This is a genomic window from Rhodococcus ruber, from assembly GCF_027270735.1.
In the GTDB taxonomy this organism is placed as follows: domain Bacteria; phylum Actinomycetota; class Actinomycetes; order Mycobacteriales; family Mycobacteriaceae; genus Rhodococcoides; species Rhodococcoides rubrum_A.
The window spans coordinates 1-3,420 of the sequence record NZ_JAPWIJ010000016.1 but is presented as its reverse complement, the minus strand read 5'-3'; the positions used below and the strand labels follow the sequence as shown (position 1 = coordinate 3,420).

Genomic DNA, 3,420 nt, shown 5'->3' with positions numbered 1-3,420 from the left:
GTTCCTCGACGACCGGCTCGTGGTGGAGGCCGTGCACGCAGGTGCCCGAGGGTACGTCGTCAAGGATGTCGACACCACCGAGTTGGTTCGTGCGATCCGCGCAGTCTCGCGCGGCGAGAGCGCCTTCGATTCGCGCAGCGCCTCGGCCGTCGTTCGATCACTCAACGGCACACCGAGCAGTATCGAGCGCCTCACCGAGCGTGAGCTCGAAGTGCTCCGGCTATTGGCAACGGGTCTGTCCAACAACATGATCGGAACCCGGCTGTTCATCTCGGCCACGACGGTGAAATTCCACGTCAGCAACATCATGCGCAAGCTCGCCGTGTCGAGACGAGCCGAAGCGGTGTATGCCGCGAGTAAGCAGGGGTTGATCTGACGTTTGCTAACCTGTCGAGGTGATCGACACTCGACAGGCTTGGTGGTGGCTGCACTAGCAGCCCGGTCGATCATGTCCCGCGGGCTGTACTCAGCCCGCCGATCTCCTGAAACGAATCGAAGCGCGGACGGTACAGCCCTTCGTACTTTCAGGAGGATTCTTCGATGGATACCTACTCGTCCACCATGGGGCGTAGCGATGCGCTCGCCGCCGACATCGCAACCGATCCGGGCAGCCATACAGTGTTGACCGGCGAACGGCCAACCGGTTCACTGCATCTCGGTCATCTCTTCGGAACGATTCGAGAGCGAGTTCGGCTGCAGAATCTGGGGGTTCGGACAATGGTGGTCTTGGCCGACTATCAGGTGATCACCGATCGTGACGCAATCGGGCACGTGCGACAACATGTGTACGACGCGGCGCTGGACAATCTGGCAGCCGGTATCGACCCCGAGAAGTCCGTGATTTTCACCCATTCTTCGGTACCCGCCCTCAATCAGCTGCTACTACCGTTTTTGAGCCTGGTGACGGAGGCCGAGCTTCACCGAAACCCCACTGTCAAAGCAGAACTCGCTGCCAGTGGCCGCGCGCTGAGTGGACTATTGCTGACCTATCCGGTGCACCAAGCGGCCGACATCTTGTTTTGCAAAGCCACTGTGGTGCCGGTCGGCAAGGACCAACTTCCACACATCGAGATGGCCAGGGTCATCGCGCGGCGATTCCGTGACCGTTACGGTGCCGTATTCGAGAAACCACAGGCCTTGCTGACGTCGGCCCCTGCGGTGCCAGGACTAGATGGCCGCAAGATGTCCAAGAGTTTCGGCAATGCCATCTCGCTGTCCATGACACCGGACGAGACAGTAGCCGTGGTGCGACGAACTCCTACCGATTCGGATCGAGACATTTCCTACGACCCAGCTGCAAGGCCGGGAGTATCCGCGCTGCTCACCATCGCCGGCTTGTGTACGGGGCGGGAACCAGGGGCGATCGCCGCCGACATAGGTGGTGGGGGAGCAGGATCATTGAAAGACTGTGTGGCCGAGTCGGTCAACTCGTTGCTCGCAGAACATCGACGTCGGCGTGCCGACATGGCTGCGGACCCCGACTACGTTCGGTCGGTGCTCCGTCATGGAAACGAGCGGGCCAACGAGATCGCTGAGCAGACGTTGAGCGAGGTACGCGCGGCGATGGGTACCGCGTATTAGGCCCGCCTGCTCGATATGGTCGTCGACGCGATCGATCGAGGTTCAGGTCACGATGTCCGGAGTTCGACCTCGGCCGATTGGTCCTGCCCCGAAGAGGTGATCACGATCTGCCGAGCCCGTGCTTCCGTTTTTGTCGGTGGGTCGGGTTACTGTTCATCTCGTTCGAACATGCGTTCTTGTTTCGGCTCACCGGGGGGTGAATGGGGATGGCAGTACCGACCGTGTCGCTGGAGGCGTTGACCGCTGCCGCACAGGCAGAGAATCGACTTGCGTCTCGTAAGATTTCCGCCTGCTACGACGTCCATCGGAGCTGGATCACCCACGACACCAAGTACAAGCACTACAGCCGGTACGGGCGCACCGAGATGGCAGTGGCGTTGGGATGTTCGGCGACGGTCGCCGAGGCGTATGTCTCCGTGGGCGTCGCCTTGCATACCCGACTTCCACTGCTGCGGGCAGCATTCGAGTCCGGGGAGATCGACCTCCCCCGAGTCCGGACGGTGTGCCGGATCCTCGACAACCTCTCCGACGCGATCGTGAACATGGTCGAGGACGAGATCGTCGAAGCGGCCCGCAGGTCGTCACCGGGCCCCCTGGAGAAGGAGATCTGGGACATCCTGCTGCGGGTCGCCCCGGAGGAAGCAGCAGCACTGCGGGAATTCGCCAAGAGGTTCCGCCACGTTTCCTACAGCCCGGCCGGGGAGTTGGCGCGGATTCGAGCGGAATTGACCGCACCAGAGGCGGCGGCGGCGTGGCAGTTGCTCGAGGAGATGGCCGACACCCTCTGCCCCAAAGACCCTCGCGGCAAACAGGACCGGTTGTGTGATGCGTTCATGGCCCGGATGCACGGCGAACCCCGCTTGGCGTGCCTGTGCGACCGCGCGGATTGCCCGAAGAAGGATGCAGTATTGCCGGATCGTCGGGTGCCGTTGACGATGGTCACCGTCGATATCGCCACCCTCATCGGGTTGCTGGCGAACCCGGCGTATCTGGCCGGGCACGGTTCGATCGACCCGGACCTCGCGCGGGAGTTGGCGCGCAACAGTCAGTGGCAGATCCTGCTCACCGACGCAGTCACCCTCGCCGAGAAACTCGGCCTCGCCCACCAGAACCCGGAGACCGGGGAATGGGAACGACGCTAGGGTGGCGAAAAAGCAGGGGCTGCAACAGGACCCGAGAAGGGAACAATGACGGACGCAGACGTAGACGCAAGCAGAGACGCCGACGCGGACTCGGCTGCTGATGCGGCTGGTGAGGGGATTGGGTCGGCCACGGATTCAGGCAGTGAGCCTGATTCCTCGACGGAACCGACTTCGGCCAATGCACCGGCACCAGAAGCACCGGCAGAAAAGATCGACGAGACCGACGATGCAGAGGAGAGCGACGACTCCACACCCAAACCTGCAGCCGACCCGTCGGCAACCCCCGACCCAGACGCCGCCGATCCTGTCCGGAAGCACACGGCAACAGGCGCTCCGGCAGCTGCACCGTCTGAACCCGAGTCAGCTTCGCCATCACCTGCGCACGCGCCATCGCCGGCACCTGACATCGCGCCGAGCTGCTCGGAATCACGCACGTGCACAACACCATCCGGTTCCACAACAGCCGGTCCGACGCCAGTACCTGAACCAGCGGCGGCCACCGCGTCACCGCCCACTCCGAACCCGCCGGCCGAGCAAGGTTCGTTACCGGATCCAGTCCCAGCAGAGACTGGCCCGACCGACCCGGCACCGGGCGACCATGGACCTCAGCGGCGTCGCCTGGGATCACTGACCTCCGCCGCGGCCCTGTTCTGCACCCACACACCCGTCGCCAAGGGCACACGGCACAGCTCTGCCC

General features: G+C 63.2%; 3 protein-coding genes. All 3 read left to right on the top strand.

Translation table 11 applies throughout. From position 1 onward, the window contains the following. Window positions 1-376, top strand: a 376-nt coding sequence (locus O4220_RS25640; protein ID WP_269608370.1) for a response regulator transcription factor, incomplete at its 5' end; no start/stop codon positions are given. 164 nt (window positions 377-540) lie between these two features. Continuing rightward, window positions 541-1,581, top strand: a complete 1,041-nt coding sequence (trpS, locus tag O4220_RS25635; protein WP_269608369.1) for a tryptophan--tRNA ligase — start codon at window positions 541-543, stop codon at window positions 1,579-1,581. A gap of 206 nt (window positions 1,582-1,787) precedes the next feature. Further along, on the top strand, window positions 1,788-2,723 hold the full coding sequence (locus tag O4220_RS25630) for a DUF222 domain-containing protein (RefSeq protein WP_269608368.1): 936 nt from the start codon (window positions 1,788-1,790) through the stop codon (window positions 2,721-2,723). Window positions 2,724-3,420 lie beyond the last annotated feature (697 nt).